28 protein-coding genes and 1 riboswitch are annotated in these 25801 nt (G+C 65.4%); of the genes, 7 read left to right on the top strand and 21 right to left on the bottom strand.

Annotated elements, in window-relative coordinates; all coding sequences use genetic code 11:
• Positions 1–22: 22 nt before the first annotated feature.
• On the top strand, positions 23–787 hold the full coding sequence (locus HB634_RS11130) for a class I SAM-dependent methyltransferase (RefSeq protein ID WP_063573338.1): 765 nt from the start codon (positions 23–25) through the stop codon (positions 785–787).
• An 80-nt stretch (positions 788–867) separates the two neighbouring features.
• Positions 868–2151: a polyhydroxyalkanoate depolymerase gene (gene phaZ, locus HB634_RS11125; RefSeq protein WP_063573337.1), complete on the top strand. Its 1284-nt coding sequence runs from the start codon at positions 868–870 to the stop codon at positions 2149–2151.
• A 153-nt stretch (positions 2152–2304) separates the two neighbouring features.
• Here the strand turns inward: phaZ and HB634_RS11120 are convergent, their stop codons facing one another.
• Both HB634_RS11120 and HB634_RS11115 read right to left on the bottom strand, forming a co-directional pair.
• Complete coding sequence (locus HB634_RS11120; protein WP_213948631.1) at positions 2305–3408, bottom strand: SLC13 family permease; 1104 nt, start codon at positions 3406–3408, stop codon at positions 2305–2307.
• A 98-nt stretch (positions 3409–3506) separates the two neighbouring features.
• Complete coding sequence (locus tag HB634_RS11115) at positions 3507–4277, bottom strand: DUF2807 domain-containing protein (protein ID WP_063574331.1); 771 nt, start codon at positions 4275–4277, stop codon at positions 3507–3509.
• A 170-nt stretch (positions 4278–4447) separates the two neighbouring features.
• Here HB634_RS11115 and HB634_RS11110 point away from each other — a divergent pair, with 170 nt between their 5' ends.
• Positions 4448–5008, top strand: a complete 561-nt coding sequence (locus HB634_RS11110) for a hypothetical protein (RefSeq protein ID WP_213948630.1) — start codon at positions 4448–4450, stop codon at positions 5006–5008.
• Positions 5009–5184: 176 nt separating this feature from the next.
• On the opposite strand, the gene mazG is transcribed toward HB634_RS11110, so the two are convergent.
• The 5 genes from mazG to gspN are packed head-to-tail and all read right to left on the bottom strand — an operon-like array spanning position 5185 to position 8906.
• Positions 5185–5976, bottom strand: a complete 792-nt coding sequence (gene mazG / locus HB634_RS11105; protein WP_213948629.1) for a nucleoside triphosphate pyrophosphohydrolase — start codon at positions 5974–5976, stop codon at positions 5185–5187.
• The gene (gene cysQ / locus HB634_RS11100) at positions 5973–6794 is read right to left on the bottom strand and encodes a 3'(2'),5'-bisphosphate nucleotidase CysQ (RefSeq protein ID WP_213948628.1); all 822 of its coding nucleotides are present in this window, start codon (positions 6792–6794) and stop codon (positions 5973–5975) included. Before cysQ ends, mazG begins: the two co-directional genes overlap by 4 nt.
• Positions 6791–7348 (bottom strand): ADP compounds hydrolase NudE, encoded by a 558-nt coding sequence (nudE, locus tag HB634_RS11095; protein WP_213948627.1) that lies wholly within the window; start codon positions 7346–7348, stop codon positions 6791–6793. The genes cysQ and nudE overlap by 4 nt, the downstream gene beginning before the upstream one ends.
• Positions 7345–8133 carry an inositol monophosphatase family protein gene (locus tag HB634_RS11090; RefSeq protein ID WP_213948626.1) on the bottom strand — a complete coding sequence of 263 codons (789 nt, stop codon included), beginning with the start codon at positions 8131–8133 and terminating at the stop codon, positions 7345–7347. Before HB634_RS11090 ends, nudE begins: the two co-directional genes overlap by 4 nt.
• Positions 8130–8906, bottom strand: a complete 777-nt coding sequence (gspN, locus tag HB634_RS11085) for a type II secretion system protein N (RefSeq protein ID WP_213948625.1) — start codon at positions 8904–8906, stop codon at positions 8130–8132. Before gspN ends, HB634_RS11090 begins: the two co-directional genes overlap by 4 nt.
• A gap of 56 nt (positions 8907–8962) precedes the next feature.
• On the opposite strand from gspN, the gene HB634_RS11080 reads away from it, so the two are divergent.
• Positions 8963–10306 carry an adenosylmethionine--8-amino-7-oxononanoate transaminase gene (locus HB634_RS11080; RefSeq protein ID WP_213948624.1) on the top strand — a complete coding sequence of 448 codons (1344 nt, stop codon included), beginning with the start codon at positions 8963–8965 and terminating at the stop codon, positions 10304–10306.
• On the opposite strand, the gene HB634_RS11075 is transcribed toward HB634_RS11080, so the two are convergent.
• On the bottom strand, positions 10303–10929 hold the full coding sequence (locus HB634_RS11075; RefSeq protein WP_213948623.1) for a DsbA family protein: 627 nt from the start codon (positions 10927–10929) through the stop codon (positions 10303–10305). The genes HB634_RS11080 and HB634_RS11075 overlap by 4 nt on opposite strands.
• A gap of 82 nt (positions 10930–11011) precedes the next feature.
• Here HB634_RS11075 and HB634_RS11070 point away from each other — a divergent pair, with 82 nt between their 5' ends.
• The gene (locus HB634_RS11070) at positions 11012–11746 is read left to right on the top strand and encodes a 16S rRNA (uracil(1498)-N(3))-methyltransferase (RefSeq protein WP_213948622.1); all 735 of its coding nucleotides are present in this window, start codon (positions 11012–11014) and stop codon (positions 11744–11746) included.
• A 102-nt stretch (positions 11747–11848) separates the two neighbouring features.
• Here HB634_RS11070 and HB634_RS11065 read toward each other — a convergent pair whose 3' ends face one another.
• The 13 genes from HB634_RS11065 to HB634_RS11005 form a co-directional block, all read right to left on the bottom strand.
• Positions 11849–12826, bottom strand: coding sequence for an aldo/keto reductase (locus HB634_RS11065; RefSeq protein WP_213948621.1), 978 nt, complete (start codon positions 12824–12826; stop codon positions 11849–11851).
• Between the two features lie 9 nt (positions 12827–12835).
• Positions 12836–13396 (bottom strand): phosphatidylglycerophosphatase A, encoded by a 561-nt coding sequence (locus tag HB634_RS11060; protein ID WP_063573525.1) that lies wholly within the window; start codon positions 13394–13396, stop codon positions 12836–12838.
• A complete protein-coding gene (thiL, locus tag HB634_RS11055) occupies positions 13393–14346 on the bottom strand; it encodes a thiamine-phosphate kinase (protein ID WP_213948620.1) in 954 nt (317 codons plus the stop codon). Before thiL ends, HB634_RS11060 begins: the two co-directional genes overlap by 4 nt.
• A gap of 35 nt (positions 14347–14381) precedes the next feature.
• Positions 14382–14831, bottom strand: a complete 450-nt coding sequence (nusB, locus tag HB634_RS11050; protein WP_063573523.1) for a transcription antitermination factor NusB — start codon at positions 14829–14831, stop codon at positions 14382–14384.
• Positions 14828–15295, bottom strand: coding sequence for a 6,7-dimethyl-8-ribityllumazine synthase (ribE, locus tag HB634_RS11045; protein WP_213948619.1), 468 nt, complete (start codon positions 15293–15295; stop codon positions 14828–14830). The genes nusB and ribE overlap by 4 nt, the downstream gene beginning before the upstream one ends.
• A 41-nt stretch (positions 15296–15336) precedes the next feature.
• Complete coding sequence (ldcA, locus tag HB634_RS11040; RefSeq protein WP_213948618.1) at positions 15337–16269, bottom strand: muramoyltetrapeptide carboxypeptidase; 933 nt, start codon at positions 16267–16269, stop codon at positions 15337–15339.
• A complete protein-coding gene (gene ribB, locus HB634_RS11035; RefSeq protein WP_213948617.1) occupies positions 16269–17360 on the bottom strand; it encodes a 3,4-dihydroxy-2-butanone-4-phosphate synthase in 1092 nt (363 codons plus the stop codon). The genes ldcA and ribB overlap by 1 nt, the downstream gene beginning before the upstream one ends.
• A 12-nt stretch (positions 17361–17372) precedes the next feature.
• Positions 17373–18014 carry a riboflavin synthase gene (locus tag HB634_RS11030; protein WP_063571238.1) on the bottom strand — a complete coding sequence of 214 codons (642 nt, stop codon included), beginning with the start codon at positions 18012–18014 and terminating at the stop codon, positions 17373–17375.
• A gap of 125 nt (positions 18015–18139) precedes the next feature.
• Positions 18140–18290, bottom strand: a riboswitch (FMN riboswitch).
• 239 nt (positions 18291–18529) lie between these two features.
• Positions 18530–19504 (bottom strand): Gfo/Idh/MocA family oxidoreductase, encoded by a 975-nt coding sequence (locus tag HB634_RS11025; protein ID WP_213948616.1) that lies wholly within the window; start codon positions 19502–19504, stop codon positions 18530–18532.
• A gap of 2 nt (positions 19505–19506) precedes the next feature.
• Positions 19507–20571 carry a bifunctional diaminohydroxyphosphoribosylaminopyrimidine deaminase/5-amino-6-(5-phosphoribosylamino)uracil reductase RibD gene (ribD, locus tag HB634_RS11020; protein ID WP_213948820.1) on the bottom strand — a complete coding sequence of 355 codons (1065 nt, stop codon included), beginning with the start codon at positions 20569–20571 and terminating at the stop codon, positions 19507–19509.
• A gap of 41 nt (positions 20572–20612) precedes the next feature.
• Complete coding sequence (gene nrdR / locus HB634_RS11015) at positions 20613–21128, bottom strand: transcriptional regulator NrdR (protein ID WP_063571237.1); 516 nt, start codon at positions 21126–21128, stop codon at positions 20613–20615.
• A gap of 3 nt (positions 21129–21131) precedes the next feature.
• On the bottom strand, positions 21132–22388 hold the full coding sequence (gene glyA, locus HB634_RS11010; RefSeq protein ID WP_063571236.1) for a serine hydroxymethyltransferase: 1257 nt from the start codon (positions 22386–22388) through the stop codon (positions 21132–21134).
• Between the two features lie 79 nt (positions 22389–22467).
• A complete protein-coding gene (locus HB634_RS11005) occupies positions 22468–23082 on the bottom strand; it encodes a DUF817 family protein (protein ID WP_213948615.1) in 615 nt (204 codons plus the stop codon).
• A gap of 217 nt (positions 23083–23299) precedes the next feature.
• Between HB634_RS11005 and HB634_RS11000 the strand changes: the two genes are divergently transcribed.
• Together HB634_RS11000 and HB634_RS10995 are read left to right on the top strand one after the other, a co-directional pair.
• Complete coding sequence (locus HB634_RS11000) at positions 23300–24334, top strand: reprolysin-like metallopeptidase (protein WP_213948614.1); 1035 nt, start codon at positions 23300–23302, stop codon at positions 24332–24334.
• A gap of 121 nt (positions 24335–24455) precedes the next feature.
• A complete protein-coding gene (locus tag HB634_RS10995) occupies positions 24456–25772 on the top strand; it encodes a hypothetical protein (RefSeq protein WP_213948613.1) in 1317 nt (438 codons plus the stop codon).
• Positions 25773–25801: the final 29 nt, after the last annotated feature.

Genomic DNA, 25801 nt, shown 5'->3' with positions numbered 1-25801 from the left:
TTTTCACCGCCCGAGGTACCGCATGACCGCTGCATCCTTTACCTCGGGCCCGCCTGCCCCACGCACCGATGCCGACCTGATCGGCAGCAACAAGCGCTTCTATGACGCGCTCTGGTCGGAAGCGAAGTTGTTCGCACCGGAGCGTTTCAATACCTGGCCGCTGGTGGCGGAACTGACGGCGCAGACCAGCCGGCGGCTCGAAGTCGCACCGGGCCTGCGCCCGCGGCTTCCGCTGGCGGATACCCAGTTCGTCGACCTCAGCCGACCGGCCCTGGCGGAGCTCTCCCGGCATGGCGCGAAGGTCGCCAACGCCATGATCGGCGCGCTGCCTTTCCGGGACGGCAGTTTCGACTTCGTCTGCGCCTTCGACATTCTCGAGCACGTAGTGGACGACGAAGGGGCCCTGGGCGAGCTCGCTCGTGTGGCCGAGCCTGGCGCCCGGCTGCTGCTCTCGGTGCCCCTCCATCCCGAGGCCTGGACCGCCTTCGACGACTTCGTCGGCCATTACCGTCGCTACGAGCCCGAGGCCATCCGGGCCCTGCTGGCGCGGCACGGCTTCACCATCGAACGCAGCGCCGTCTACGGCATGCAGCCCAAATCCTCGAAGCTGCTCGACCTGGGCCAGTGGTACCTGACCAATCAGCGAGCCCGCGCCATGTGGTGGTACAACAAGGTTTTCATGCCCCTTGGCGTGCGTTTCCAGAAGGCCCTGGCCTTCACGCCGGGCTTCGCGCCGGCGCCGGGCGTAGACGAAGTTCTGCTGGTCTGCCGCAAGGCCGGCGTTTAAATCGAGCAAAAACAGGGGCTTTACACATGACGCGGCGCAAGTGGTTATGATGCGCCACCTCCCCGCCCCCCGGACCATGCATGCTCTATCTCATGCACGAATTCCAACGCTCGATGCTCAGCCCCCTGACCTACTGGGCTGAAGCGAGTGCGAAGATGTTTGGCGATGTCGCCAGCCCGTTTGCCCGCATGCCTGGCGCCGACCGCGCCGCTGCCGGGTACGAGCTCATGTTCCGGCTGGGCAAGGCGTACGAAAAGCCCGAGTTCGGCATCCATACGGTCCACGCGCACGGTCACGATGTCGCCATCGTGGAGCAGGTCGCCATGGCCAAGCCGTTCTGTACGCTGAAGCGCTTCAAGCGCTTCTCCGACGATCAGGCCACGGTCGATCGCATGAAGAACGATCCCGCCGTGCTGGTCGTGGCGCCGCTGTCGGGCCACCACTCCACCCTGCTACGCGACACGGTGCGCACGCTGCTGCGCGACCACAAGGTGTACATCACCGACTGGGTCGACGCGCGCATGATTCCCACCGACGAAGGTTCGTTCTCGCTGGCGGACTACGTTTCCTATGTCGAAGAGTTCATCCGCCACGTCGGTGTGCATCGCGCGCACGTGGTTTCGGTGTGCCAGCCCACCGTGCCGGTGCTCGCCGCCGTCTCGCTGATGGCCGCTCGCGGTGAAGATACGCCGCTGACGCTCACCCTCATGGGTGGCCCGATCGACACACGCAAGAGCCCGACCAGCGTGGACAACCTGGCGACGACGCGACCGCTGTCGTGGTTCCGCAACCAGTTGATCCACAAGGTGCCGTATCAGTACCCGGGTGCCGGTCGCGAGGTCTATCCGGGCTTCCTGCAGCATGCGGGCTTCCTGGCGATGAACCCCAGCCGCCACGTCATGTCGCATTGGGACTTCTACGAGAACCTGCGCAAGGGCGACCTCGACGACGCCGAGCAGCATCGCAAGTTCTACGACGAGTACAACGCCGTGCTCGACATGCCGGCCGAGTATTACCTCGACACCATCGAAACCGTATTCCAGGAACATCGCCTGCCGATGGGCACGTGGGACGTGCACGGCGAACGTGTCCTGCCGGCGAAGATCAAGAACACCGCCCTGCTCACCATCGAAGGCGAGCTCGACGATATCTCCGGTCTCGGTCAGACCGAAGCCGCGCACGGCCTGTGCAAGGGCATCCCGAAGAAGCTCAAGAAGCACATCACCGTGGAAGGCGCCGGTCACTACGGCATCTTCAGCGGCCGCCGCTGGCGCGACGTGGTCTACCCCGATGTCCGCGACTTCATCGCGAAGTTCGACAAGGGCAACAGCAACACCGGCGCCCACGGCAACCGTAAAGTTTGACGGGCTGTCGCTCTGTGTAGGAGCCGATTCATCGGCGATCCCGCGGCAGCGGGCAAGGTTGCCGCGAGCACCCAGTCTTCAGCGGCGAATGTCAGCGGCGGCTTCACCGCTCCGTTGGCTTTTCGCCGCTGAAGCGGCTCCCACAGGTACCTATCAGAGCAACGCCCAGCCGATCAACCCGATCACGACGAAAAACGGCAGCGACCACAGATGGAACGTGGCCCACGCCTTGCGCTCACCGAGCAGCCGCAAGGCGATCAGGTTCGCCAGCGAGCCCAGCACGAAACCGAAGCCGCCCGCGTTCACCCCCCAGGCAATCGTGCGCCAGTCCTTTGAATACTCCGCGAGCAGGATCGCTGCCGGCACATTGCTGACGACCTGCGAGGCAAGTGCGCCTGTTGCGTAGAGGTGGGCGGGTTGCTCCAGTGCGAGTCCGCCAAGAAACTGCTTCACCGCATCGAGTCCGGCAAGCATCCGCAGGTCGATGAACATCAGGACAAAGGTCAACAACAGACCCCAGTCGATGCTAGCGACGATGCGACGACGGAAGACGAGAAACACGGCCAGCACACCGAGCAGACCCCACGCCGCATGATGCAGGTCCGCCAGGATCAGGAAAGGCACATAGAGCGCCGCGGCGACGATCAGCATGTGCCGGTCGACGCGCTCTTCGCTTTCTTCGTGCACCTGAAGCGCCTCGCCAGGGAAGGCGAGCGCCGTGACCACCAGTAACAACACAAGCGTGATCGCCACCAGCGGCAGCATCGCCCAGATGAAGGCGCCGAATCCGTTGTTCCACTGCTGCCAGAGGAACAGGTTCTGCGGGTTGCCGATCGGCGTGAGCATGGATCCCGCATTCACCGCGAGCGCCTCGAACACGACAAGGCGGGTCGCGGGCATGCGCGCGATACGGCACATGCTCAGGGTGAGCGGCACCATGACGAACAATGAGACGTCATTGGTGAGGAACATCGACAACAGTGCTGTCGCGGCAACCAGGCCGAGCGCGGCCACGCGACGTGTGGATGTCCGTTCGATCAGCCAGTGGCCTGCGACGTTGAGCGCGCCACTGGATTCAACGGCTTTGGTCAACAGGAGCAGACCGGCCAGCGCGGCGATGGTCGGCCAGTCCACAAGCGACGGCCAATCGGGGATGCGCGACGGCTTGGCGATCACCAGGAGGACCAACACCGCCAGAAGTACGAGAAAGAAGACGTCGCGACGCAGGGCGCGCAACGATTCGGGTAACCACGTCATGAATAGGATCCCGCGAGTCAGGACGGGATCATATCGGGTGTCCGCGTCGCCGGGGCGTGCAGGCCCCAACGATGCGGCGGAACGATGGAACTCGCGCCTCAGCGATCGCGCGGAACGTCGACCTTGCCGGTCACGCCACGCTGGGACACGTCGCCACTGCCCTTCGTGTTGACGGTGAGGTTACCCTTAACGCCGTCGACATCGATCTCGCCGGAGCCGACCGTTCCTACGGAAACGTCACCGGTGATGTCGCGAAGCTTCGCTTCGCCCGAACCCACGGTGGCGACGTGAACCCCGCCGCTGACGCCTGATGCAGTGAACGAGCCGGAGCCGACCGTGCTGACATTGACGGCACCGGTGTTGTCGATCTTCACTTCGCCGGAGCCGACCGTCGCGCTGAAAGCACCCTTGATGTCATGCGCCTCGAGCTCGCCCGAACCCACCGAGCTTTCAAGCGTCGCCAGACCACGCGCCTTCGCCTCACCCGAACCGACATTGATGATGACCGGAATGGACGACGGCACGGCCGCATCGACCTTCAGATCGCTGTAGCTGTGACCGAAGCTCCAGTGACCCTCTCGATTGTCGGTCAACTCGACCAGGAGGGTGTCGCCCTCGCGACGCTGAGTCACCACCAGCGTGTCCAGGACGTCCTGGCTGGACGCGCAGGCCTTGCCACGCACGGTGCCCTTACCTGCGGGCGCGGTCCCTTCCACGCGAAGATCGTACGCGTTAGTGACGAAGGTCACGCTGCGCGCGCCAGAGAGATTCAGGTCGAGGTTGCGGTCAGCGTGAAACTTGCAGTCGCTGCTGTCGGCCATGGCGGCGGCCGGCGCCAACAAAAGGGCGGCGAGGATCAGGTGGCGCATGATTTTGCTCCGGTAGTGATTCGGTGTACCAGTGATGGATGCCGGCCGCCCGAAAAAGGTTGCAACCTTCTCATTTCTTCACACGAAGCTGACCGGGCGGCAACGAACCGGTCAACCGGTGGCGAGGCGGCACGTTTTTCCCCGTGCACCACCTAACCGGGAGACAACCTATGCAACGCAAGACCCTGATCGCCAGTGCCGCTTCCCTGCTCCTCGCCGGCTCCACCGCCTTCGCGTTCGCGCAGGATGCCGCCCCCCAGACCCCGTCGGCTCCGACCGCACGTTCCGCCCAGGCGGGCACCCCTGCTGGACAGGGCCCGAAATGGGGTCATGGCGGCCAGTGGGGCCATGACGGCCAGGACGGTCGTGGTGGTGAGCACGGCCGCGGCGAGTGGGCCAGGCACGGCCACGGCAAGGAGCAGGGCGGCGTCATCGGCGACCTGCACAGCCTCGAGCGCCTCTATGTCCTGACCGGCCGCAGCAAGGAATTGCCGGCGCTGTACAACGAAGTCCTCGCCAAGTCGCAGAACCCGCGCGTGCGCGACTACGCCTACCGCCACCTCGCCCGTGCTCAGATGCAGCCGACGAACGTGGACGCCGCGATCTCGACGCTGCGCAAGAGCCTCGACGAGAACCTCGCGCAGGACCAGAAGCGTCACCAGGACATGGAAGCGTTCAAGGCGCGTATGCAGCAGCGTGCGGCGGCTGCGCCGGCTGCTAGCAGCAAGTAAGTCGTCAGACGGAAACGGGGCCCTCCGGCCCCGTTTTTTCGTGCGTCATTGCTAGCACCCATCGCCGCTGAAGCGGCTCCCACAAGAGCGGCGCGCAGGCTCCCTGTGGGAGCCGCTTCAGCGGCGATGCGTTATGTGGGAGCCGCTTCAGCGGCGATGGGTGCTCGCGCCAGCAATCAAACACCCTCGCGCTTCACCCTCACCCACAACGCCTCCTGCTCGTCCAGCGGATACGACGCAAGCAACCGCCCCTCGCTCGCCGCAATGGCCTCCATCGCGCGAAACCGACGCTCGAACTTGGCGTTCGCCCCGCGCAATGCACGCGACACATCCACCTTCGCATGCCGCGCAAGATTCGCTGCGACGAACAACACGTCGCCGATCTCGTCGGCAAGCCGTTCTTCATCGGCGCCGTTGTCGAACTCGTGCCGTACCTCTTCAATCTCTTCCGCCATCTTGTCCAATACCGGACGATGGTCGGGCCAGTCAAAGCCGACGTTAGCTGCGCGCTTTTGCAATTTCACCGCGCGCTGCCATTCCGGCAGGCCATGCGAAATGCCAGCCAACGCGCTGGTGTCTTCACCGCCCTTGGCCGCGCGCTCTTCGGCCTTCAGCCGGTCCCAGTCGCGAGACTGCGCCGCGAGGCTTTCATGCCTCACGTCTTCGAACACGTGCGGATGGCGGCGGACCATCTTGTCGCAAATTTCCGCGACAACGTCGCCGAAAGCGAAATGCCCTGCTTCCTCGGCCATGCGCGAGTGGAAGACCACCTGCAGCAGCAGATCGCCCAGCTCGTCGCGCAGGTCGGTCATGTCGTTGCGGTCGATCGCATCGGCAACTTCGTACGCTTCCTCGATGGTGTACGGCGCGATGGTTGCGAAGCTCTGCTTCACATCCCACGGGCAGCCGTTCTCAGGATCGCGCAGGCGCGCCATGATGGCGATGAGTTCGTCCACCGGTCGCGTCACGCGGCATCCTCCGGATCGATAAGTCGCCCAGCCCAGTCGATCGACGTGTCGCCGCAGGCAATGAATTCGGGATTGATCAGTGAATCGCGCGTGTTGTATCGGAACGGCCGGCCGGCCAGATCGAGTACCGCACCGCCGGCCTCCTCGAGGACACACTGGGCAGCGGCGGTATCCCATTCCGAAGTCGCGCCCAGGCGCAGATAGATATCCGCGTCGCCGCGCGCAATGACGCAGAACTTCAGCGAGGAACCGAGCGCGAAGGTTTCGTGTTCGCCCAGACGGTCGAGCAACGTGACCGCGCGAACACCCGCATGCGAACGGCTGCCGGTGACGCGGAGCAGGCTACCGGCCTGCCGGGCATGTATCGCGACCCGTTCGGACGTGGGCGTACTTTGACGCCAGGCGCCGCAGCCACTCGCCGCGGCGTACAGATCGCCGGTGACCGGCGCCAGCACCACGCCGAGCACGGGGCGATGATCTTCGATCAGGGCGATGTTCACGCTGAACTCGCCGTTGCGCTTGACGAACTCGCGCGTACCGTCGAGCGGGTCGACCAGCCAGTAGCGGCGCCACGTGCGTCGTTCAGACCAGGGCGCGGCAAGCGCTTCTTCGGAAATCACCGGTATGCCGGGTGCGAGTTCACGCAAGCCTTCTTCGATCACGCGCTGCGCGGCAAGGTCGGCAGCAGTGACCGGCGAGTTGTCGTCCTTGCAGATGACTTCGAAGTCCTGAGCGTAGACGGCCAGGATCGCCTCGGCGGCCCGCTGCGCGATCGCGCAGACAGGATCGAGCCAACGGGCGCAGGGCGCGGCGGTCACGTCGGCTTGTAGCGACCGGCGAGATACTCGCGGGCCATGAAGAGGGCGGCGATCGAACGCCCTTCGGTGACATCGTCACGGGCAAGCAGCTCGTGCAGGTTGTCCATGCGCCAGGGCACGACCTCCAGCTCCTCGGGTTCGTCGCCCTGCAGACGCTCCGGGTAGAGGTCCTCGGCCAGCACCACATAACCCAGGTGCGTCATATACGACGGCGACAGCGACAGCGTGCCGAGGATCTTCAGCTTGCGTGCGCCGAATCCGACTTCTTCCTTCAACTCGCGGTCCGCGCCCTGCTCGGCGGTTTCGTCGCGATCGAGGCGGCCCTTGGGCACGCCGAGTTCGTAGCGGTCCACGCCGACGCCGTACTCGCGTACGAGCAGCACGGTTTCCGGGTCGCGCATGGCAACGATCAGCACGGCACCGAATCCACCGCCCTTGAGGCGCTGGTAAGTGCGGCGCTCGCCGTTCGAGAACTCCAGGTCCACCTCTTCCACGCGGCGGAAATGGCTGTCGGGTGCGTCACGCGTCGCCAGGATTTTCGGACGTTTGTTCATCGGTCGATTGTAGCGCCGGTCAGTCTCGCGAGTGCCGCGGCATGGATGGCGGGTGTGCCGGCAAGCACGCCGCGCGTTTCCAGGCCCAGGGCGGCCCCGTCGATATCGGTGAAAACACCACCCGCCTCGCGCACGATGACGGCCAGTGCGGCGATATCGAGGATGTTCACGTCGGACTCGATCACGAGGTCGAGAGCGCCGCGTGCGAGAAGATGGTAGTGACAGAAGTCACCATAGCCGCGAATGCGATTGCTTTCGCGGATCATGCTGCCCAATGCATTCCAGCGGGCATCGGCGGTCAGCGTCTTCACGTTGCCCGTCGAGATCGACGCCTCCGCCATCGATGCCGTCGCCGCGACGCGCACTGGCTCACCATCGAGCCAGGCACCGCGTCCGCGCACGGCCCACATGCGCTCGCCATAGACGGGCGCCGAGGAGACGCCGAGCACGAGCTCGCCCCGATGCATCAGCGCGATCTGGGTCGAGAAGAACGGCGTGCGGCGAACAAAGCTCTTGGTGCCATCGAGCGGGTCGACCAGCCACAGATAGTCGCGCGACGTATCGTCGGCACCGTACTCCTCGCCGTAAATGCCTGCGTCGGGAAGGGCTTTGGCGAGAATGCCGCGGATGGCCATTTCCGCTTCACGGTCGGCGATGGTCACCGGGGTATCGTCACCCTTGACGATAACGTCGACGCCCGTGCGCCAGTAATGCAGGATGATGTCGGCGGCCGCGCCGGCGGCGTCGCGCGCGGCGGCGAGCGCCTTGTCGAGAGTGTCGGTCATGGCGTGATGATCGAGGGCGCGAGCCCTGCCTTGCGTTGGAGGTTGACGGCACCGTCGCGACCCAGGGGACCGAAACGCGCAATGAGATGGGAAAGTGCGGTGTCCTCGATGCGCGGCACCAGCCGGCCATCGAGTCGCCAGCCAAGTGGCGTCGCGGCGAGCGCGGCATGAACCAACAACGACCCCTGGCCGTCATCGGCAAGCGTCGCGCGCAGGATGCCGCCCTGGCTACCGGCTTTCAACGCGATGGCACCCAGGGCGATGTGGCCTTCGGGCGTTTTCACGGCGGCGGCCTTCCAGAGGATGTCGGCATCCAGCGCGACCGGCCAGTTGCCCTGCAGTTCGGCGCGCGGCACCTTGCCTTCGATCACACCGACCGGAACCAGCTCCGGCGGCAGCGCGGGACCACTCAGGGCCGTGGCGTCCAGGCGGAAGTCGACACCGGTCCAGATCATGTGGTCCGCGTCGGGCCGTTCGAGGTGCCCCTGGAACCGGCCGGCACGTCCATCGAGGTTCATATCCAGATGGGTGCGGCCGAGGATGGCATCACGGCCCAGGTGCCAGGTCAGGGCGCCCAGCTCGCGCCCGTCGATCGTGGTGACCTTGCCAGCCCGGCCGTCCCACACGGTGCCGGAGACATCGTCGAGGACGAACCCGTGTGCCCGGCGGGCGAGAAGCGACGTGGCCACGCCAGCCGGCATGAACCAGTAGAACAGACCGGCAGCGAACGCCAGCAGGACGACAACCAGGCCGATCCGACGAAACCACTTCAAACGATCACCTCACCTCTCGACTTGAGGACAAGGCCGCAGGGGGCGATCATGGGCGGATGACCGATGCCCTTGTCGCGCGCGACCTCTCCGTCCTCTGGCACCCGTGCACCCAGATGCACGACCACGAAACCCTGCCCATGGTACCCGTGGTACGCGGTGAAGGGGCGTGGCTGGTCGGCGCGGACGGCAAACGCTATCTGGACGCCGTCAGCTCCTGGTGGACCAACCTGTTCGGCCACGCGGAGCCGCGGATCGCGGCAGCCCTGAAAGACCAGCTGGATCGCCTCGAGCACGTGATCTTCGCCGGCTTCACGCATGAACCGGCGGTGGAACTGGCCGAGGAACTGGTCCGTATCACACCGAAGGGCCTGGACCGGGTTTTCCTCGCCGACAACGGCTCGGCGGCCGTCGAAGTGGCGCTGAAGATGAGCTTCCACTACTGGCTCAACCAGGGCCACGGCGAGAAGACCCGCTTCATCGCCCTCACCGGCAGCTACCACGGTGAGACGCTGGGTGCGCTCTCGGTCAGCGACGTGGCGCTGTACCGCAAGACCTATGCGCCGTTGCTGTTGACCCCGGAACTGGCGCCCTCCCCCGACACCTACGAAGGCGAGCCGGGCGAAACCCCGAAAGAAATCGCCGCGCGGCGCCTTGGCGAAATGCGCGCCCTGCTCGAACGGCATGCGCACGAAACCTGCGCGGTGATCGTCGAGCCGCTGGTCCAGTGCGCCGGCGGCATGCGCATGTACGACGCCTCCTACCTCACGGGCCTGCGCGCCCTCTGCGATGAGTTCCAGGTGCACTTCATCGCCGACGAAATCGCCGTGGGCTTCGGCCGCACCGGCACGCTGTTCGCCTGCGAGCAGGCCGGTATCTCGCCGGACTTCATGTGCCTGTCCAAGGGCCTGACAGGTGGCTTCATGCCGCTTTCGGCGGTGGTCACAACGAATGACGTCTACCAGGCCTTTTACGCCGAGTACGCGGCGGGCAAGGCCTTCCTGCATTCGCACAGCTATACCGGCAATCCACTGGCCTGTCGCGCTGCCACGGCCACGATGAAGATCTTCCGCGACGACCCCGTGCTCGAGCGTAACCGCGTGCTCGCCGCCCATATGGCAAAGCGGATCGCCCCGCTGGTCGACCATCCCCACGTGGCCGACGTACGCCAGACCGGCATGATCGCCGCGATCGAACTGGTCGCCGACAAGGCGACCCGCACGCCCTTCCCCGCCACCGACCGGCGCGGCCTTCGTGTCTACCGCCATGGTCTGGACCATGGCGCGCTGCTGCGGCCGCTCGGCAACATCGTGTACTTCATGCCGCCCTACGTCATCACCGAAAGCGAGATCGACTTCATGGTCGACACCGCCATCGCCGGCATCGAAAAAGCCGTGCGCTAGATCCGCGAAAGGCCGATCGGGAGATCGCCCAGCCGGGCCATCTCCGCGTCGTCGAACAAGTCGGGATGGGCGAGGAAGTCCATGGCGAAGTCATGGGCATCCGCACCCCAGAACAGCTCGCCGCCGATCGCGAGGGTCGGCACGCCGAACACCCGGTCCTGCATGGCCAGCTCGAAGTTGGCCTGCAAGGCCGCCTTGACCTCGGGCGCCGACAGGGCGGCGCGAAGGTCGGTGATACCCAGCGACGCCGCCAGCGGGGCCAGGGCCTCCGGCGTGTCCGCCGCGCGCCCATGGGCCCATATCCATTCGAAGATCGCACCCACGGCTTCCACGGTGCCACCTGCCGCGATGCATAGGCGCAGGGCCGGCAGCGGATTGAACGGATGGGTCGGCGGGAACTTCAGCGGTACGTCGGCTTGCCGTGCACGCCACAGGGCGTAGCGATAGGTGAACTCACGTTTGCCCTCGATCTCCGCCGGGCCGCGTTGCTCCATCTGCTTGAGGAGGGCCCCGAACAGCATCGGCCGCAGCGAAACCTCGTGTGTCCTGCATAGGTCGCGCACCGCCGGCCACTGAAGCCAGCTGAACATGGAAACGAAATCGAAGTACCAGGCGATCGGCATGCAAGGCTCCGTCGTGAATGAGCCGACGATAGCGAGCCTCGCCGCTCGCTACAATGGACGTTCCGTGACACAAGGCTCATCCATGCGAACCATCCGCATCCACGTCGACGCGCCGCTCGCCACCGGCCGCGACATCACCCTGCCCGCCCAGGCCGGCGAGCATGTCGCCCGGGTGCTGCGCATGGAGGTCGGCGCCCCGGTGGTGCTCTTCGCTGGCGACGATGGCATGGAGTTCGACGCCACCCTCGCCTCGGTCGGCAAGCGCGAAGTGGTCGCTTCGGTAGGCGAAGGGCGCGTGGTCACCAACGAGTCGCCGCTGTCACTCACCCTCGCCCAGGGCGTGGCGCGGGGCGAGAAGATGGACCTGATCGTGCAGAAGGCGACCGAGCTCGGCATCGCGCGCATCGTCCCGATCCTCACCGAGCGCTCTGAAGTGAAGCTGGACGCCGCCCGCAGCGAGAAGCGTCTTGCGCATTGGCGCGCCGTGGCGTCGAGTGCGTGCGAACAGTCGGGACGTGCGCGGGTGCCGGTGATCGAGGCTGCGCAGCCGCTGGCTGCGTGGCTCGCGTCGCTGGGCGAAGGCGGCCCGATGCGCCTCGCCCTGCTGCCCGAAGGAACCAAACGCCCGGGCGAACTCCACCTCAGCGAAGCCGCCATCCTCGCTATCGGGCCCGAAGGTGGCTTCGGTGAACGCGACCGCACGGCGCTCGCCACCGCGGGCTTCACGGGCCTGAAGCTGGGGCCGCGCATCCTCCGCACCGAAACGGCCGGCCTTGCTGCCATCGCGGCGTTACAGGCGCTATACGGCGACATTTAACCTGTAGCTGTAGGAGCCGATTCATCGGCGATCCCGCGGCAGCGGTCCGGGTTTCGGCGAGCACCCTTCGCCGATGAATCGGCTCCTACAGAAAAGCGCGCCCTATGCGGCGGGCTTCAACGCCGCATCGATCTTGCGCATCACGCTATCGTCGAGCAGCTTCACCGCGTCGAGCGCCATGAGGTTCTCCTCGAGCTGCGCTTTCTTGCTCGCCCCGAGGATCACGGTCGAGACGTGCGGGTTCTTCAGGCACCATGCCAGCGCGAATCGCGCCATCGGCAAGCCGAGCTCGGTGGCGATCGGTGCCAGCGCGCGCACTGTCTTCAACTTAGCGCCACCATCTTCCAGAAGGGCGTCACGTAGCCAGCCGTTACCTGCCTGGCCGAGGCGCGAGTCATCAGGAATGCCATCGTTGTACTTGCCCGTGAGCAGGCCGGACGCCAGCGGCGACCAGATGGTGGTGCCCATGCCGTGCTCTTCGTAGAGCGATGCGTATTCCTGCTCGACGCGGTCGCGATGCAACAGGTTGTACTGCGGCTGCTCCATCGACGGTGCAACAAGATGGTTCTCGCGTGCGACGCGATGCGCCTGGGCGATGAGCTCGGCCGGCCACTCGCTCGTACCCCAATAAAGCACCTTGCCCTGGCGAATCAACGCATCCATCGCCCACACGGTTTCCACCACAGGTGTATCCGGATCGGGGCGATGGCAGAAATACAGGTCGAGATAATCGACGCGCAGGCGCTCGAGTGCCTGGTGGCAGGCATCGAAGACGTGCTTGCGCGAGAGGCCGCGCTGCGTCGGTTTCGGGTCGGTCACCGCACCGAAATAGACCTTGCTCGATACGCAATACGCATCGCGCGGCAGGCGCAGGTCGGCGATCACATCGCCCATCAGCCGCTCGGCGTCGCCCGCGTTATACGTCTCGGCGTTATCGAAGAAGTTGACACCGCGATCGTAGGCCAGCGCGATCAGTTCGCGCGCATCGGAGCGCCCGACCTGTCGCCCGAAGGTCACCCATGCGCCATACGACAGCGCGGAAAGTTTCAGGCCGGTCGAACCGAGACGACGGTATTCCATGAGCATGCCCTAAGAGTGGTGGCCGAACATCAAATAGATGAGGTACCCGGCGAACCCGATGATGATGCCCGTGGAGATGATATAGATCAGGTAAAGCACGACGGCAGCGAAGACCCCGGCGACCACGTCATCGATCATGACGCCCAGCCCTCCCTTCACCCGCCTGTCGATCCACCCGATCGGCCAGGGCTTGCGGACGTCGAACGCCCGGAACAGGACGAACGCCGCAGGCACAGCCCACAGCTCGTGAATGAACAGCGCAGGGATCAACGCGATCCACTGGCCAACGAACTCATCCCACACGAGGCTTCGGTGATCGGCGACCCCGATGATCCGACCGGCGACGTCACATGCCCACACACCCAAAGCGAACGACACGGCAATGATCGCCAGCCAGTACTCGATGGACAACGTGCGCAGGAACAACCACGGCAGGATCGCCGCCAGCGAACCGAACGTGCCCTGCGCCTTCGGCGTCAGTCCGGAACCGAAACCGCAGGCTATCCAGCCTGCCGGCGATGCCAGCAGGCGACGGCGATCGGCGGGATCGAGGACGTATTTCGTGCTCATGCGACGAAGTGATTCCAGCCCGTGCGCGATAGCGCGATCTCCGAGCCGTCGAGGTTGAGCACGCGAACGCCCTTGCCTTCGACGATACGACCGATGCGCGTCGCACCACCGCCAAGGCGAGCCATGTTCGCGGACACCTCACCGGCGCGATCGGCCGGCACGGTAAAGCAGAGCTCGTAGTCGTCTCCGCCAGACAGTGCGAAATCGATCGTGTCCGCATCCTCGAAGTGGGTGAGCAGCGCGGACGAGCGAGGCAGCATGGCCGCATCGATTTCGGCGCCGACACCGCTGGCCTTGCAAATATGCCCGAGGTCGGCCACGAGGCCGTCTGAAACATCGATGCATGCCGTCGCGATGCCACGCAGACCGTTACCGGCGGCCACGCGCGGCGTGGGTCGGTTGAGGCGCTCGATGAGCGCCACGTAAGGCGAGGCATCCGCCTCGGCGAGGCAACGAAGACCGGCGGCTGCGTCGCCGAGCGTGCCGGTGACCATCACGACGTCACCCACGCGTGCGCCGGAGCGCAGCAGCGCTTCGCCCGGAGCGGTAAAGCCGTGCACGGCCACCGTGACGGTGAGCGGACCCCGCGTGGTGTCACCGCCGATGAGGGCAAGGCGCAGTGGCGTAGCGAGCTCGGCGAAACCGCGCGCGAGTTCGTCGACAAACGCTTCGTCGCTATCGGGGAGGGTCAGCGCAAGGAGTGCCCACGCCGGCGTGGCACCCATGGCGGCGAGGTCGGAGAGATTCACCGCGAGCGCCTTCCAGCCGATATCGGCGGCGGCGGTCCCCACGGGAAAATGGACACCCTCGACGAGGGTATCCACGGCAATAGCCAGCTCCCGGCCGGCCGGTACGGCGACGACAGCAGCGTCGTCGCCGATGCCGGTCAGCACGTCGTCACGGTGGACGTCGGTATGCCGGCGAATGCGGTCGATCAGGTCGAATTCCATGCAGGTTCCTTAGCCCGCGAGGATTCGCGGCACGATCAGGATCGCTTCTCGGCCGTACGCCAATGTGTGGCGAGTTTGTCGAGCACACCGTTCACATAGCTGTGGCCATGATCCGCGCCGAAGCGCTTGGTGGCTTCGACGGCCTCGTTGATCACGACGCGGTACGGCACGTCAGGGCGGTACTTCAGTTCATAAGCGCCCATGCGCAGGGCCGACAGCTCGATGGGATCGATCTGCGAGACCTCACGGTCGACAAACGGCTTGATGCCGTCGTCGAGTTCCTTCACGTGCTTTTCCACGCCGCGCAGGATGTCCTCGAAGTACTCGAGGTCCGCGACGACCATGTCCTGCTCGTGGCGAAACTGCTCGATGACGTTACCCATCTTGCTGCCACCGACCTGCCAGGCATACAGCGCCTGGAGCGCGCGGCGACGCGCACGCGAGCGCGCAGCGAGGTCGATACCGTGCGGAGGTGTGTTGTTCATTTACCGAGCTTCGCGTAGAGGTTCACCATCTCGATCGCGACCATGGCCGCATCGACACCCTTATTGCCTGCCTTGGTGCCAGCGCGCTCAATGGCCTGCTCGATACTGTCGGTCGTGAGGACGCCGAACGACACCGGCACGCCGGACGCGTACGCGGCCTGGCCGAGGCCCTTGGCGGCTTCGCCGGCGACGTAGTCGAAGTGGGGAGTGGAGCCGCGAATGACCGCGCCCAGACCGAGCACGGCGGCGTACTTGCCCGAACTGGCGATCTTGTAGGCCGCCTGCGGGATTTCGAACGCGCCGGGGACGCGGATCAGGTCGATCGCGTCCTCTTTCACGCCGTGGCGAACCAGCGCGTCGCGCGCGCCCTCGACCAGTGGCTCGACGACGAACGCGTTGAAACGACCGGCAACGATGGCGAAGCGGCCCTTGGGGGTGGCGAAATCGCCTTCGATGATCTTCATGGGTAGTCCTGTGGCGGGCGGGCCGCTGGCGGCCGGTTATTTTACGGGGTTTTCGGCCTGGGGTGGCCGCTGAAGGTGAGCACGGCGGTCCCATCGGCGACGACGAGCCGCCCTGGGGCGCCAAAAGGCAGGGTGAACTTGGCCGCATCGTGGCCGAACGGCAGGCCACGGACGATCGGGATGCCCGCGACGGCGGCAATCCGCTCGAAGGTGGCGTCCAGGTCATAGCCGTTGTCGTATTCGGTGGTCCGGTAGCTGGTGAAGTCGCCGATGACCAGCACCTTCTGCCGCGCCAGCACGCCGGCGTGGAACAGGTGATAGAGCATCCGCTCGACCCGGTAGGCCGGCTCGGCGATGTCCTCGATGAAGAGGATGCCGCCCTCGATCCGGGGGAAGAAGGGCGAGCCGATGAGGCTGGTGAGCATCGCCAGGTTGCCACCCCATACCGTCCCTTCGACATCGAGGGCCTCGGTTTCCGGTGCGTCCCACGTGGCACGGCCTTCGTCGGCCGCCAGCGTGGCCCAGAAGTGCTCCCAGGTCTGCGCATCGAGTTCGGGTGCACCGAAATCCGCGCCCAGCATGGGGCCACCCAGGGTCACCAGCCCACTTCGGGCAAACAGCGCGCACTGCAGGGCGGTGAAATCGCTGTGTCCGACCAGGGCCAACGGGGCGTCCCCGAGACGCTGGCGCAGGCCGTCGTAGTCGAGCAAGGGCAGCAGCGGGTGGGCACCGTAGCCGCCGCGGATCGCCAGGGCGACATCCGGCAAGGGTTTTGACGTGTCCGCCAGCGCGTTGATGTCCGCGGCGCGCTCGGCGTCGCTACCTGCAAAGCGCAGCTCGCGGCGTTCGAGCACGTCCTTGCCCTGCACGTTGTGGCCGGCTTCTTCCAGTCGCGCGATGCCACGAGCCATGGCTTCGGGGTTGTGTGGGTAACCGGACGGCGCGATCAGGCGAATATCGTAACTCGGGGTCATCAGCCAGCTTGCTCCACCACTTCCAGGCCGAAGCCCGCGATGCCGACAAGCTTACGCGGAGTGCCGATGACGCGGAGACGCTTGACGCCAAGATCCGCGAGGATCTGCGCGCCGAGGCCGGTCTGCCGCCATTCCTGGTCGTCTTTCGGGGCCGGCATCGGTGCCGCGTCACGCCTGAGACGCGCCAGCAGTGCGTCGGGTGCATCGGCACCGGAGAGCACCACCAGGACGCCGCGCTGCTCGGCGTCGATCTTGCGCAGCGCTTCGGTGACCGTCTGTCCGAGGTCGTCGCGCTTGAGGTGGAGGACATCCGATAGCGTGTTGCGCACATGCACGCGGGTGAGCACCGGCTCGCCGTCGGTCACGTCGCCCCGGACCAGGGCGAAGTGCAGGCCGTGACGGATGACATCGCGATAGGCGACCAGGCGGAACGGACCGAACTCGGTGTCGACGTCTTCGTCGTGTACCCGCTCGATCGTCTTCTCGGTCTCGAGGCGGTAGCGGATGAGGTCGGCGATCGTGCCGATCTTCAGGCCGTGCTTCGCCGCGAAGATCTCGAGCTCCGGACGCCGTGCCATCGAGCCATCGTCGTGCAGGATCTCGATGAGCACCGACGACGGCTGCATGCCGGCGAGGGTGGCCAGGTCGCAGCCGGCTTCGGTGTGACCGGCACGGCTGAGCACGCCACCCGCCTGCGCGGTGAGGGGAAAGATATGCCCGGGCATGGTGATGTCCGCGGGCTTCGCATCCGCTGCCGCCGCCACCTGGATCGTGCGCGCGCGATCGTGCGCGGAGATGCCCGTCGTCACCCCTTCGGCGGCCTCGATCGAGACCGTGAAGTTGGTGTGGTACGGCGAGTTGTTGTCGCTGACCATCGGCTTGAGGCCGAGCTGGCGCGTGTGCTTCTCGGTGAGCGTGAGGCACAGCAGGCCGCGCGCTTCGCGGACCATGAAGTTGACGTCCTCGGGGCGCACCTTCTCGGCGGCCATGACGATATCGCCTTCGTTTTCGCGGTCCTCGTCATCGAGGATGACGACCATGCGGCCCTGGCGGAGGTCTTCGAGAATCTCGGGAATCGTATTGAATGGCATGGGAGGTCCGGGTCAGACGAAGCCGTGTTGCTTCAGGAAGGCCTCGTCGAGGCGCGGGGTGTCACCACTGGAGAGCAGGCGTTCGATGTAGCGCGCGACCACGTCCACCTCGATGTTCACGCCATCGCCGGGGCGACGCGCGGCGAACGTCGTATGTTCCACCGTATGGGGGATAAGGTTCACTCCGAAGCGATTGCCGTTGACTTCGTTCACCGTGAGGCTGGTCCCGTCGATGCAGACCGAACCCTTGTGCGCGATGTAGCGCGCGATGTCGCTGGGGACTTCGAAGGTCCAGCGCAGCGAGCGGCCGTCCGGAACGACGGAAACGACCTTGCCCGCGCCGTCCACGTGACCGGAGACCAGATGACCGCCGAGGCGGTCGGCCAGGCGCAAGGCCTTCTCCAGGTTCACGGTATCGCCGGCCTTGTGCTTGCCGAGCGTGGTGTGGGCGAGGGTTTCGTTGGAAACGTCGGCGGCGAAGCTCGTCGTGTCGAAGTCGATCACGGTCAGGCAGACGCCGGAAACCGAGATGCTGTCGCCCAGGGCGACATCGGCCATGTCGAGCGCGGCGGTGTCGACGACGAGGCGGACGTCGCCGCCACGGGGTTCCAGCCGCGCAATGCGGCCGACGGCCTGGATGATGCCGGTGAACATGTCAGTAGCCTCCCTGCAGGGAGACGGTGGTGCAGAGTCGAATTTTCATGAAACGTTTCCCGCGGTAATGAGCGAAAAACGCCCCAAGGCGCATGGCGTCGCGCGTCCCCTGGGGAACGTGCGAACGCCGTCTTCTTTCATCCGGACTGTAACCGTCGGCTCCGGCATGGGACCGGATCTGCTGACCTCCCAGCCGAAACCGGGAGCGCTCGCGGGCTCGTTTCCTTGCGGAAACCTACCGCCGGTGGGGAGTCACACCCCGCCCTGAAGACGCTGTGGAGGCCAGTTCCCCCAAGGGAACCGGCCGGCGGAGAATAGCATGGGGTCCGCCAGCCCAATTGCAACACCGAACCTACCCGTTGACCCCGTTACGGCACACCCGCTCCTGTGGGAGCCGATTCATCGGCGATCCCGCGGCAGCGGGCCCGTTCGGGGCGAGCACCCATCGCCGATGAATCGGCTCCCACAGAAGGCAAGAGCATCGCCGATGAATCGGCTCCTACCGGGCGGGGGTTCTAGCCCCGTAGTACCTGATCCATCACCCAGCTGGTCCGCGCCCCTGTCTCGCCGGTGGACGGGCAGGCACCCTTGCCGGTCAGCTCGGCGACGATGGATTCGATCAGTGGCTGCTGTATGTGCTCGGGATGGGCGATAAGGATGTCCTCCACACGACCACCAGCCTCGAGGCGGATGGGCCCTTCGCCGAAGGTGGCGAAGACCAGACGCCCGCGATCCCCCACGATCTCGACGCGATCTTCCCGCCGGTCCGCGCAGAAGTTCCACAGACCCGTACCGAGCACCCCGGACCCGAACGAGAACGCCATGGCCACAGTGTCCTCGGCCGGATAGGCGTCCATCTGATGCGAGACCATACCGCGCACGGTGACGATGGGACCGAGCAGGAAGTCGAGGATGTCCAGCGTGTGGCAGCCGATGTCGACGAAGATGCCGCCTCCCGAGAGCTCCGGGCGCACGGTCCACGGCAGGTTGGCCGGGTCCTGATAACGCGCTTCGAAGGGATGGTGCAGAAGTACGTTGACCAGTCGCGGCGTGCCGATGGAACCTTCGGCCAGCAGCGCCGCGATGCGGCGGAAACGCGGCAGCATGCGGCGGTAATAGGCCACGAAAACCGGCACGCCGGCCGCCCTGCCCGCCTCGACGATCGCCATGCATTCCGCGTGGTCGATCGCCATGGGTTTCTCGACGTACACCGGTTTCCCCGCAGCGATCGCCATCAGCGCGTACTCGCGATGACTGGAGGGCGGTGTGGCGATGTAGACGGCATCGACGTCCGGGTCGGCAATGAGTGCCGCCGCGTCGTCGTACCAGCGCGGCACGCCATGGCGCGCTGCATAGTCACGTGCCTTGTCACCGTCACGGCGCATGACCGCGACGAGCGACGAATCAGGAACTTTGGAGAAGGCCGGGCCACTCTTGACCTCGGTCACCGCACCGCAGCCAACGATGCCCCAACGTACGTGGGACCGCACGGTCACGACGTCGGGCGCAGCTGCAGGCGCATATCGTCGCCGACCTGCCGGCGGTCTACCGTATGCAGTTTCCACCGCGACGCCATGTCATCCAGCGGCGGCAGGTTGAGCATCGGACGACCGGTATGTCCGAGCAGGATCGGTGCGATGTAGACGATCAGTTCGTCGGCCAGACCCGCGGCAAGCAGCGCGCCGCAAAGCACCGGGCCGGCTTCGACATGGACTTCGTTCACGTCGTGGCGCGCCAACCAGTGAAGGACCGCACGCAGATCGAGGCCGCCGCCGTCTTCCTGACGGATGGCGGCGCGAGGGACATCGGAAAGGTGCGCAGGTACCGAGGCATCCTCCGCATGGAAGAGCACCGTGGGCGCAGCGCCATCCAGCACGTTCGCGCCTGCCTGCGTGCGTAGACGGGTGTCGACGATCGCGCGCAACGGCGGCACGAAGGCCTCACCTTCCGGCAACCGCACGGTCAAATGCGGATCGTCGGCGAGCACCGTACCGCTCGCGGAGAGGATCGCGGAAGAACGGGCGCGCCAGCGCTGTACATCGGCACGCGCGGCCTCGCCGGTGATCCACTTCGACGAGCCGTCGGCCAGCGCGGTGCGCCCGTCGAGGCTCATCGCCAGTTTCACGCGTACCCACGGACGTTGCCGCTCGATGCGGCTGAAGAAACCGATATTCAGTTCGCGCGCGGCGTCGCGCATCAGGCCCACCTGCACGCCGATGCCCGCGTCCCGCAGCCTGGCAATGCCGGCACCGTCGACCTTGTCGAACGGGTCTTCGTGCGCGATGACGACGCGCCCGACGCCGGCGGCAATCAGGGCATCGGCGCAAGGCGGCGTGCGGCCATGATGCGCGCAAGGCTCCAGCGTGACGTAAGCCGTGGCACCGCGCGCGGATTCGCCCGCTTCGCGCAATGCGAATACTTCCGCGTGTGGCTGACCGGCGCGTGGGTGCCAGCCCGTACCGAGCACGGTTTCACCACGCGCAATGACGCAACCCACGCGCGGGTTCGGTTGCGTGGTGTGCAGGCCGCGTGCGGCCAGGCGCAAGGCGTGCGCCATGTGTACGTGATCCATGGCGGGAAAGAACGGCCGCGACATGATCAGCTCTTGCGCCCGCGCCTGGCTGCGTCCAGCAGCGGCAGTTGCAGGCCTTCGAGTGACGGCAGGTCGCGTTCGAGCTTCTCGATCTCCTCGCGGAAGGCGTGGACGTCCTCGAACCGGCGATACACGGAGGCGAAGCGAACGTAGGCTACCTGGTCGAGCGCCTTGAGCTCGCGCATCACCAGCTCACCGACCTGTCGCGACGGCACTTCACGCTCGCCACAGCGACGCAGGTCGTTCACCACCGCGCGCACGGCACCATCGACCGCATCGCTGGAAACAGGACGCTTCTGCAGCGCGCGCTCGAAACTCACGCGCAGCTTGTGTTCGTCGAAGGGCTCGCGACGATCGCCGGATTTGACGATCGCCGGAAGCTTGAGCTCTGCCGTTTCGAACGTGTTGAAACGCTCGCTGCATTGCGGACACTCGCGGCGACGCCGCACCGTGCCACCGTCCTCCGTGAGACGGGAGTCGATGACACGTGTGTCTTCATGCTGGCAGAACGGACAATGCATCTATCAGCCGTAAACCGGGAACTTGGCACACTGCGCGGTCACTTTCTCACGCACGGCCGCGATGACCTTCTCGTCGCCAGGGGCATCCAGCACGTCACACATCCACTGGGTGAGCTCGACCGTGGCCGCTTCGTCGTAGCCGCGGGTGGTGATCGCCGGCGTACCGACGCGCAGGCCCGAGGTGACGAACGGCGAGCGTGGGTCGTTCGGCACCGCGTTCTTGTTCACGGTGATATGCGCCTTACCCAGCGCCGCCTCCGCGTCCTTGCCGGTCGCATCGCGGCCGATGAGGTCGATCAGCATGAGATGGTTTTCGGTGCCGCCGGAAACGATCTTGTAGCCGCGCTCGATGAAGGTCTTCGCCATGGCCTTGGCGTTCTTCACCACCTGGGCCTGGTAGGTCTTGAACGAAGGCTCCAGCGCTTCCTTGAAGGCGACTGCCTTGGCCGCGATGACGTGCATCAGCGGACCACCCTGGATGCCCGGGAAGACGATGGACTGCAGCTTCTTTTCCAGCTCCTCACCCAGGCCCTTGGCGACGATGATGCCGCCGCGCGGACCGCGCAGCGTCTTGTGCGTGGTGGAGGTGACCACGTGCGCGTGCTCGATCGGGTTCGGGTACTCACCCGCCGCGACCAGACCGGCGATGTGCGCCATGTCGACGAACAGGTAGGCACCGACTTTGTCGGCAATGGCGCGGAAGCGACCCCAGTCGAGGATCTGCGAGTAGGCTGAGAAGCCGGCCACGATCATCTTCGGCTTGTGCTCGACGGCGAGGCGCTCGACTTCGTTGTAGTCGACCAGACCCGATTCCGGGTCGATGCCGTACTGCACGGCGTTGAAGATCTTGCCGGAGAGGTTGACCTTGGCGCCGTGAGTCAGGTGACCGCCGTGGGCCAGGCTCATGCCCAGGATGGTGTCGCCGGGCTGCAGCAGAGCGAAGTAAACGGCCTGGTTCGCCTGCGAGCCGGAATGCGGCTGCACGTTGGCATAGTCCGCCCCGAACAGCTGCTTCAGACGGTCGATGGCGAGCCTTTCGGCGACGTCCACGTACTCGCAGCCACCGTAGTAGCGTTTGCCCGGGTAACCCTCGGCGTATTTGTTGGTCAGCACCGAACCCTGCGCTTCCATGACGCGCGGGCTGGCGTAGTTCTCGGAGGCGATCAGTTCGACGTGATCTTCCTGGCGACGGGTCTCGTTAGCGATGGCCTTGGCCAGTTCGTCGTCGTAGCCGGCGATCGTTGCATCCTTCGGGAACATCTCGACCTCATGGGGGCAGGTGGGGAAACAAGACCGAAAGTGTAGCGCTCACGGGCGTTTGCGGCCACTGCCACGCGTCTCAGCCACCGCGCGACCCGCTCGGGCGCCATACCCGGGTGCAAGGCCATGCACCGCCGTGGTGGGTGAAGAAGTTCAGGTAGATGGCGCCGGCGAGCACCATCCCGGCCCACAGCGGGGGATGCGCGGTGAAGCGGAAGTCGAACAGCCGCCACGCCCGGGCGATGTAGCTGCCGATCGCCGCATACATGAAACCGGTGAACAGCGGCACGCCACCGATGCGCAGCAGCGATGCTTCGGGGTAGGCCCACGATCCCATGGCGGTCTTGAACACTTCCATGGCCGTGCCGACGAGATGGAAGACGAAGATGACCCACGCCTCGCGGCGCGTCTCCAGCCGAAACACGATCAGGCCGATCTGCATCGCCAGGGCGGCGACGGTCAGCGCATCGTACCGGGCGATCGGGGCGCCTTTCGGCCAGTAAAGGCCCGAAAGCAGCAACAGCGCCACCATGCAACCGCCGAAGAGGCAGGCCCAGGCCTGCTTCATGCCAAAGCAGAGGAACTCGTAGGCGAACACGCCAAGGCTTCCGCGCGCTTTCGCGAGCTCGGCGAGCGTCGTGTCCAGCCTTCCCCAGCCGTGCGCGGTGCGTCGTCCATGGGCACGCCCGTCCATCGCGATGTCCTCTTGCGTGTTGTGCTGCCCGGAGGATGGACGTTCGCAAGGGCATTCCCCTCGCACCTGTGGGGCAAAGCGCGGGCGCTGCGGCCGAAGAGCCAGGTCCCAGGTCTCCGCTGACTTGCAAGCCAGCCGATGCCTACAGCACCCGCCCGCAAGGATGCGTAGGGTTTATTCCGGGCATCACCCACCCTCCTCCCGAATGGAAGCACCCATGACCCACATTTCCAGCAAGCTCGCTCTGGCGATCGGATTGGCATTCGCCGGTTGGCAGACAACCGTCCTCGCCCAGTCATCCTCAGCCACACTCTTCGACGGTTATGTCGCTGCCGGCCTGCCGCAGGCGTTCGCGCTCCCCCGCCCCGCCGATGATGAACGGGGCGAAGGCATCGACCAGGTCGTCATCGAGGAAAAGCTCGATACGGACGTGGTCTTTCCCGATGGCAGCCATGCAATGACCTATGTCGGGACGTCGAATGGTATTGAAGCGACGTTCACGCGCATCGGCGACGACCTGAGCGTGTCGGTGTCCGACGAACGGCTCGAGCCCACGGTATCGACCGGACGGATTCGCCGCAGCGCCGCGCCAGAGATGAACGATGCGATCACCCTCCCACCGTCGGCGAGTAAGCGCGCATTCTCGCTCACGGCAGAGCCACAGACGCAGGCACCGCGGGAACTCCAGTTCTGGATCTTCCTGCATGACCAGTCCGGCGAAACCAACTATGCCAAGTTCCACAACTGGTACATCGCGTGGTGGATCCGCGACATGGAGCACGCGGTGAAACCAGGCATCCCGGTGAAAGTGATCATCAAGGATCACATCCCCGGTGTGACCGATTTCGACTACCACCAGGCCGTGACGTCTGATCGTTCACTGGTGAAGTTCGGGAATATCGCCGACCGCTATCTCGACAGCGCAGGCGCGACGCCGTCACAAATCACCAAGACCATGCTTTTCGTCAACGATGTCGCGGCGAACTGGGGCGACTATACCTATGGCGTAGCCCTTCAGAACAACACCGTAGCGATGGCCAGCGGAACGGGGCCCCGACACATCGTGGCCCACGAGTTCGGCCACACCCTGGGTGCCGCACATCGCTACGCCGAAGATCGCTTCCCCTGCGTAACGAACATGATGGGTTTCATCACTCCCCGCTACAGCTGCCGTATCTACACCGGCGCAAACGATCTGGAGATCCGTCGACACGTAAAAGAAGCGCTGGAGGCGATCGAAAGAGAGCGTTGATCCCGCGCAGGTAGGAACATTCCTGTGTTGCTGGCGAAAGCGCCGCAACGTTCGTAGGTGTCGGTAAAAGAAGGAGACGGTGGCTCTACCCTGCGCCACCGCCCTTCCAACTTCCGGACCTATGAAGCACATCCTTCACCTGAATACACTCGCCATTGTTGCGTTCTGCGCTGCGCCGGCGACCGCTTCGACCTGGGACGCTTCGCCCTCCGTAGCTCAGTTCGACGAGCGCGTTGCTGGCGGCCTTCCACAGGGCATCGTTCCGTTCCATGCGACGGATGAGGCAGGACTAGCCACAACAGCGCGACTCGATGTCACCTCACGACTCAACACCGCCGTCGAACTACCGGACGGAAGCTCCATGCTCACCTACGAGGGCCACTGGAACGGAGCATCCGCGACCATCTCGCGGGGCGACAACCAGCTTCTCATCGAGACCGACGACACCGCCCAGGCGGTGGCCCTGTTCGACGCCGCGATATCGACCGGCCTGCCCAGACACGTCCATCTTGCCGACGCTTCAGTCACGACTACGGTCGCGAACGACCGCGACGACGATCTCGTCGTGCTCGGCGCCCTGGGTGGCGACATCGTGTTCGCCGACGGCAGTCATGGGCAGATGTACGACGCCACGTGGCATGGGGAGTCGGTCGTCGCCACGCGCTCCGGTGACCACCTCGACATCACATCGCTCTCGCCTGCCGGCGTCGACATCACGGGTTTCACATCGGGAAGCGCCGATATCGAACATCAAAGCCTGCCCGTCGAGAACACCACCGGCGCAGCGTCTGCAGCCCCGAACGCCACACCGATAACGCCATCGCGTACGCGAAGGAGTGCGGATGTCGACCTCACGCCGAACCGCCTCACGTTTCACCTGATGCTCCACGACGATATGGGCGACATATCCTCCCAGCACGTCCATGCTGGCTATGTCGCCTGGTGGCTGGCCGATCTGCAGCGCCGCATCGTTCCCGGCAAGAAGGTCGACCTTTTCTACAGCCAGCGAATTCCCGGCGTCACCGACATACGCTACCAATACACCGGATCGCTGCACGACTGGTCGGATGTCATCGAGCACTACGCGCGGGAGCAGCACATCCCGCGCACGTACAAGCACAAGTTCATGCTCATCGTGAAAGGCATGCCCGAGCCCGAGCGCTACGGGCGTTCCTGGCAGAAAGGGTCCGAAGGCATCGCCTCCATCAGCGGCAGGTACCCCGAGATTGCCCACCAGTTGGGGCATCTTCTGGGTGCGAAACACGCTGCCGCCGAGGTGCGTTTCGGTGGATGGTGGTGCGAGACGAACATGTACGCGCCCAGCCTGCTCCTGCGTTCCAACTGCTACGGCTACTCCTCGGCCAACATGCGCCATATCGACGACTACGTCAGGACGGGCGAAGACTTCCTTCCCAACACCCGCTGGTCGGAGGATTGATGAGCATGCGACGAACCCTCGCGATGCTC

The organism is Luteibacter sp. dw_328 (genome assembly GCF_018449605.1).
GTDB lineage: Bacteria > Pseudomonadota > Gammaproteobacteria > Xanthomonadales > Rhodanobacteraceae > Luteibacter.
This window is presented reverse-complemented; position numbering and strand designations above follow the sequence as displayed.